6 protein-coding genes and 1 pseudogene are annotated in these 7,093 nt (G+C 66.6%); all 7 read left to right on the top strand.

What is annotated here, in order from left to right:
• Positions 1–218, top strand: a pseudogene (locus GXB81_RS29840) (outer membrane protein assembly factor BamE); the annotation flags it as partial.
• Positions 219–408: 190 nt separating this feature from the next.
• Positions 409–1,206 carry a 4-hydroxy-tetrahydrodipicolinate reductase gene (gene dapB, locus GXB81_RS29835; protein ID WP_167040490.1) on the top strand — a complete coding sequence of 266 codons (798 nt, stop codon included), beginning with the start codon at positions 409–411 and terminating at the stop codon, positions 1,204–1,206.
• Between the two features lie 90 nt (positions 1,207–1,296).
• On the top strand, positions 1,297–2,016 hold the full coding sequence (locus GXB81_RS29830) for a MotA/TolQ/ExbB proton channel family protein (RefSeq protein ID WP_167040492.1): 720 nt from the start codon (positions 1,297–1,299) through the stop codon (positions 2,014–2,016).
• A gap of 129 nt (positions 2,017–2,145) precedes the next feature.
• Complete coding sequence (locus tag GXB81_RS29825) at positions 2,146–2,577, top strand: biopolymer transporter ExbD (RefSeq protein WP_167040494.1); 432 nt, start codon at positions 2,146–2,148, stop codon at positions 2,575–2,577.
• Between the two features lie 380 nt (positions 2,578–2,957).
• Positions 2,958–5,549, top strand: a complete 2,592-nt coding sequence (leuS, locus tag GXB81_RS29820) for a leucine--tRNA ligase (protein WP_205991098.1) — start codon at positions 2,958–2,960, stop codon at positions 5,547–5,549.
• Between the two features lie 88 nt (positions 5,550–5,637).
• Entirely contained in the window at positions 5,638–6,189 is a 552-nt protein-coding gene (lptE, locus tag GXB81_RS29815; protein ID WP_205991097.1) for an LPS assembly lipoprotein LptE, read from the top strand.
• Between the two features lie 54 nt (positions 6,190–6,243).
• A partial coding sequence (gene holA / locus GXB81_RS29810) for a DNA polymerase III subunit delta (protein WP_205991096.1) occupies positions 6,244–7,093 on the top strand: 850 nt, incomplete at its 3' end.

Genomic DNA, 7,093 nt, shown 5'->3' with positions numbered 1-7,093 from the left:
CCGTGCGGTCGGCCGTGCCGACCGCGAACGGCGGCGGCATCCCGAATCAGGGTCCGACGAGCGGTGGCCAGCCGCAATTCCAGTTCCACCGTCCGCCGCCGCCGGCTCCGGCCACGCAGAGCAACCCGGTCGGCCCGACCGGCTCGCAGGGTAGCGGCGGCCCGACGCTGAACGCACCGCTCACCGGTTCCTCGTCGAATTCGGGAACGGGCGAGTAATCAGACTGTCCGTGTTGTAAGGCGGGCTGCGCGCCGCGCGTGGCGCCCGCCGGATTTCTCCGCTTGTCCCGCGAGGCGCGGCGCCTCGCCGTGCTGTCCGATTCCGCAGCCTGCCGCCGCTTTCGCCCGCATTGCCGCGGCGTGTCTGCGGGTGGTGTCTGCCCGTGTCTTTTTACGAACCCTCATCGTCATGAAAATTGCCATTGCTGGCGCATCGGGCCGTATGGGCCGCATGCTCATCGAAACAGTCCTTAACGATGCCGGTGCGACGCTGTCCGGTGCGCTGTGCCGCGCGGACTCCGCGCAGGCCGGGCAGGACGCCGGCGCGTTCCTCGGCAAGCAGACCGGCGTGCTGCTCACCGACGACATCGAGCGCGTCTTCGCCGAATCCGACTATCTGATCGACTTCACGCGCCCGGACGCCACGTTGCGCCACCTCGAAGCCGCGCAGCGCCACAACGTGAAAATGGTGATCGGCACGACCGGCTTCGATAACGAGCAGAAAGCACAGTTGCGCGCGGCGTCGGAGAAGATCGGCGTCGTGTTCGCGTCGAACATGAGCGTCGGCGTGAACGTCACGCTGAAGCTGCTCGAATACGCGGCACGCCAGTTCGCGACCGGCTACGACATCGAGATCATCGAGGCGCATCATCGTCACAAGGTCGATGCGCCGTCCGGCACCGCGCTGACGATGGGCGAAGTGATCGCCGACGCGCTCGGCCGCAATCTCGACGAATGCGCGGTCTACGGTCGCGAAGGCGTGACCGGCGAGCGCGATCCGTCCACGATCGGCTTCTCGGCGATTCGCGGTGGCGACATCGTCGGCGATCATACGGTGCTGTTCGCCGGCATCGGCGAGCGCATCGAGATCACGCACAAATCGGCGAGCCGGTTGTCGTATGCTCAAGGCGCGCTTCGTGCTGTACGGTTCCTCGAAGGCCACGCAACCGGCTTCTTCGACATGCAGGACGTGCTTGGCCTGCGCTGAGTGCATTAAGTGCGCTCAGCGGGCGCGTGGCGCACGCCGGCGCGCGGCTTCGAGCGCGCTCCTGAAGTCACTTTCCTACGGCGAGGTCAGATGGCAGGCGGCAGCGGCATCATCCATTACCTGCAGACGAGCGACGCGATCACGCATGGCGTCGCGTACGTACTGCTGGCCATGTCGATCGCGAGCTGGTGCTTTCTGCTCGTCAAGAGCTGGTTCCTGACGCGCGCGAAACGCCAGGCCACGCGGGCGATCGCACAGTTCTGGCAGGCGCCGACATTGTCCGAGGGCGTCGCCACGCTGCGCCGCGTGGATCGCGAGCGCGTGTTCGCGCCGCTCGCCGAAGCGGCACTGCATGCGGCCGAAGTCGACATTCCGGGCGCGCTGCTCGCGCGCGTCGAGCGTAGCGAACGGGTATTGCGGGCGCTGCGCCAGGCGCTCAACGCGTCGCAGCGGCGGCTCGAATTCGGCCAGGTGCTGCTGGCGTCGGTCGGCAGCACGGCGCCGTTCGTCGGCCTGCTCGGCACTGTGTGGGGCATCTATCACGCGCTCGGCAGCATCGCGGCGAGCGGCCAGGCGCAGATCGAAAACGTCGCCGGGCCGGTTGGCGAAGCGCTGATCATGACCGCGTTCGGTCTCGTCGTCGCGATTCCAGCCGTGCTGGCGTACAACGTGCTCGGGCGTCTCGCGCGGCAGTTGTCCGAGGAACTCGACGGCTTCGCACACGATCTGCACGTCTACGTGTGCGCGTCGTCCGAGCACGTGCCGCCGCCAGTGCGCGCGCAGCAGGCGGCGCACGAAGCGCACCGCTGACGCGCGGCGGGCCGGGGCGCACCGCGGCTCGCGAAGGATCGCGGAAGCGCGTACCCGCTTCTGCAAGCTCGGGCAAGCCCGCGGACAGGCCCAGACAGGCCCAGACGCAAGGAAGCACAAGGAGGCGATATGGCATTCGGCGGACTCGAGAAAAAGCAGGCGGCCGCGCCGATGGCCGAGATCAACATGACGCCGCTGATTGACGTCATGCTCGTGCTGCTCGTGATTTTCATCATCACCGCGCCGCTGTTTTCGCATGCGATCCGGCTCGATCTGCCGAAGGTCGCGGCGGCGCCCGCGCGTCAGACCCCGCAAACCATTTCCCTTTCGATCGACGCCGCCGGCCGGCTGTACTGGAACAGCCAGCCGATCACGCTCGCGCAGATGCGTGCGCAATTCGCCGAGGCCGGCAAGCAGACCGAGCAGCCGGAAATCCAGCTACGCGCCGAGCGCTCGACGCGCTACGAAGTGATCGCGCAAGTCATGGGCGCCGCGCAACAGGCGGGGCTCGAACGCATCGGCTTCGTGACCGATCCGCCGCCGCCCGCCGCGCAACGTTGACGAGCTGCGGCGTTCGATATGACGCCCAACGTGACGTCTGACCTGGCGTTCAAGGTCCGGCGCTTCGCGCCCGAGGCGAAGGCCGCTGCCCGCGTGCTCCTGCACCGCCGGCCATGCCGCGTTTGCGTCGGTACGCGCGGCAATCCGAACCCCGCCGGACCCGCATGAATCTTTTGCGCCGGCGCGGTGCTCGCGATGCGGATGCCCCACGCCCGGCTCACGCCCGCCGACCCGTGCGCCATGCCGCGCGGCGCGCCCGTCCGCGAACGGTATAATCAGCCCTTTCCCCGCGAAGGGGAAACGACGCGATTCCATCCAGTTCCATCCAGCAGAGCACCAGGCCGGTGCGAAAGCACCGAACCCAGCGATCCCATCACACCATGCACGAAAAATACGTTCCCTCCGACGTCGAAGCCGCCGCGCAAGGACAATGGCGCGCCATCGACGCCTACAAGACGACGGAAACCACCGACAAGCCCAAGTTCTACTGCGTCTCGATGCTGCCGTATCCGTCGGGCAAGCTGCATATGGGGCACGTGCGCAATTACACGATCAACGACGTGATGTACCGCTATCTGCGGATGAACGGCTACAACGTGCTGATGCCGATGGGCTGGGACGCGTTCGGCATGCCCGCCGAAAACGCGGCGATGGCCAACAACGTGCCGCCCGCGCAATGGACCTACGACAACATCGCTTACATGAAGAAGCAGATGCAGTCGATGGGCCTCGCGATCGACTGGTCGCGCGAAGTCGCGACCTGCAGCCCCGACTACTACAAGTGGAACCAGTGGCTGTTCCTGAAGATGCTCGAAAAGGGCATTGCGTACAAGAAAACCGGCACCGTCAACTGGGACCCGGTCGACCAGACCGTGCTCGCCAACGAGCAGGTGATCGACGGGCGCGGCTGGCGCTCGGGCGCGCTCGTCGAAAAGCGCGAAATCCCGATGTACTACATGCGTATCACGCAGTACGCCGATGAGCTGCTGAACGACCTCGAAGGCCTCGGCTGGCCCGAGCGCGTGAAGATCATGCAGCAGAACTGGATCGGCAAGAGTTTCGGCGTGAACTTCGGCTTCCCGTACGAAATCGACGGCGAACAGAAGCTGCTGCGCGTGTTCACTACGCGTGCCGACACGATCATGGGCGTCACGTTCTGCGCGGTCGCCGCCGAGCATCCGCTTGCCACGCGCCTCGCGCAGGACAAGCCGGAACTGCAGGCGTTCATCGACGAATGCAAGCGCGGCGGCGTTGCCGAAGCCGACGTCGCGACGATGGAAAAGAAGGGCATGGCCACCGGCTTCTACGTCACGCATCCGCTGACGCAGGAGCAGGTCGAGGTGTGGGTCGGCAACTACGTGCTGATGAGCTACGGCGAAGGCGCGGTGATGGGCGTGCCGGCGCACGACGAGCGCGATTTCGCGTTCGTGAAGAAATACGGTCTGCCGGTCAAACAGGTGGTGGCGGTCGAAGGCAAGGCGTTCTCGACCGATGCCTGGGCCGAGTGGTACGGCGAGAAGACCGGCACGCTCGTGAACAGCGGCAAGTACGACGGCCTTGCATACGACGCGGCGGTGGACCGCATCGCCGCCGACCTCAAGGCACTCGGCCTCGGCGACAAGCAGATCACGTGGCGTCTGCGCGACTGGGGCGTGTCGCGCCAGCGTTACTGGGGCACGCCGATTCCGATCATCCACTGCCCGACGTGCGGCGACGTGCCGGTGCCGGAACAGGACTTGCCCGTCGTGCTGCCGGAAGACCTCGTGCCGGACGGCACGGGCAACCCGCTCGCGAAGTCCGAAGCGTTCGTGAACTGCACGTGCCCGAAGTGCGGCGGCGCGGCCAAGCGCGAAACCGACACGATGGACACCTTCGTCGATTCGTCCTGGTACTTCTACCGCTACGCGTCGCCGGACGCGAAGACGATGGTCGACGAGCGTACCGATTACTGGGCGCCGATGGATCAATACATCGGCGGCATCGAGCACGCGATCCTGCACCTGCTGTACTCGCGCTTCTGGGCGAAGGTGATGCGCGACCTCGGTCTCGTGAAGTTCGGCGAGCCGGCGAAGAACCTGCTCACCCAGGGCATGGTGCTCAACGAAACCTACTACCGCGAAAACGACGCGGGCAAGAAGACCTGGTACAACCCGGCTGACGTGACCGTGTCGTTCGACGACAAGGGCCGCCCGGTCGGCGCGGTGCTCAACGCGGACGGCCAGCCGGTCGTGCTCGGCGGCGTCGAGAAGATGTCGAAGTCGAAGAATAACGGCGTCGACCCGCAGATGCTGATCGATCAGCATGGCGCGGACACCGCGCGTCTGTTCGTGATGTTCGCGGCTCCGCCCGAGCAGCAGCTCGAATGGTCGGGCTCGGGCGTCGAAGGCGCGAGCCGCTTCCTGCGTCGCGTATGGAACTTCGGTCATACGAACGAAGCCGCGCTGCGCGCGGGCGGCCCGCTCGACGCCGCGCAACTGAACGACGCCGACAAGGCGCTGCGCCGCGAGATCTACAGCGTGCTGAAGCAGGCCGACTTCGACTATCAGCGCCTGCAGTACAACACGGTGGTGTCGGCCGCGATGAAGATGCTCAACGCGCTCGACGGCGCGAAGGGCGCGCAGCCGGCCGTGCTGCGCGAAACCTACGGCGTGATGCTGCGCGTGCTGTACCCGGTCGTGCCGCACCTGACGTTCCAGCTCTGGCAGGAACTCGGTTATGCCGACGCCTTCGGCACGCTGCTCGACGCGCCGTGGCCGAAGGTCGACGAGAAGGCGCTGGAGCAGGCCGAGATCGAACTCGTGCTGCAGGTGAACGGCAAGGTGCGCGGCGCGCTGACGGTCGCGAAGGACGCGTCGCGCGAAGCGATCGAGCAGCAGGCGGCCGCGCACGAAATGGTCGCGAAGTTTAGCGAAGGCAAGGCGCCGAAGAAGATCATCGTGGTGCCGGGCCGTCTCGTGAACGTGGTCGTTTGACGGGCCACGATCTCATGCCGGCAGATGCGCGCCGCCCGTTTGGCGGCGTGTATCCGACCCGCGAATCCACAGCGAACCGGGAGCGAATGTGACTCGCAGATCGTTTTTGACGCTCGTTTGCAGCGTAATGATGTTGTCGGCCTGCGGCTTCCAGTTGCGCGGCCAGCAGGACTACGCGTTCAAGCGTCTCTATGTGGCCGGCGCGACGCCGGCGGCCGCCGCGCGGCTCACGCGCATGATCCAGGGCGGCAGCGACACGGTGGTGGTCAATTCGCCCGCCAACGCCGATGCGATCCTGCAGATCTCGCAGAACCGCAATATCAGCACGCTGACGCTGAATACGCTCGGTGTCGTCGCCGAGTATCAGCTGAATCTGCAGATGGGGTACACGCTGGTCGGCAAGGACGGCACGATCCTGATTCCGGGCAGTGTGATCGCCTTGAATCGCGCGATGACCTATAGCGATCAGTTCTCGCAGGCGAAGTCCGCCGAGTCCGACATTCTGTTCACCGACATGGAGAACGACGCGATCGATCAGTTGATCCGCCGTCTCGGCGTGGTGCGCTCGCTGCATCCGACGCCGGCCGAGGCCGTGCCAGCCGTCGCGCCGCGCGCGCCGCTGCCGCCGCCGCCGCTGTGAGCGGCGCGCCGTTCGTGATCGACCGTACTTCATCCATTCCGCTCACCGCCCGCCATGCAACTGCGACCTGACGCGCTCGAAACGCATCTCGCCAAAGGACTCGCCGGCCTGTACGTCGTGTACGGCGACGAGCATCTGCTCGCGCAGGAAGCGAGCGACCGGATTCGCGCGGCGGCGCGCGCGGCGGGCTTTACCGACCGCTCGGTGTTCACGGTCGAGCGCGGCTTCGACTGGAGTTCGCTGCTCGGCGCGAGCCAGTCGATGTCGCTGTTCGGCGACCGGCAACTGGTCGAGTTGCGCATTCCGTCGGGCAAGCCGGGCAAGGAAGGCGCCGACGCGCTGAAGGCGCTCGCGGCCGCCGTCAACGACGACGTGCTGACGATGATTACGCTGCCGCGCCTCGATGCGGCCACGCAGAAGTCCGCATGGTTCACCGCGCTCGCCGAGGCGGGCGTCGCGCTGAAGATCGATCCGGTCGAGCGCGCGCAATTGCCGAACTGGGTCGGCCAGCGGCTCGCGGCGCAGGGGCAGCGCGTCGCGGCTGGCGAAGAGGGGCGGCGCGCGCTCGCGTTCATCGCCGAGCGCGTCGAGGGCAACCTGCTTGCCGCACATCAGGAAATCCAGAAGCTCGGGCTGTTGTATCCGAGCGGTACGCTGAGCTTCGATCAGGTGCAGGACGCCGTGCTCAACGTCGCGCGTTACGACGTGTTCAAGCTCAACGAGGCGATGCTCGCGGGCGACGTCGGCCGGCTCGCGCGCATGCTCGACGGGCTGCGCGGCGAGGGTGAGGCGGCGGTGCTCGTGCTGTGGGCCGTCGTCGAGGAAGTGCGCACGCTGCTGCGGATCAAGCGCGGCGTCGCGGCCGGCAAGCCGCTCGCGATGCTCACGCGCGAGAACCGCGTGA

It is taken from the genome of Paraburkholderia sp. Ac-20336, from assembly GCF_017105025.1.
GTDB lineage: Bacteria > Pseudomonadota > Gammaproteobacteria > Burkholderiales > Burkholderiaceae > Paraburkholderia.
The sequence above is the reverse complement of the archived record's forward strand: the minus strand, read 5'-3'. Positions and strand labels throughout refer to the sequence as shown.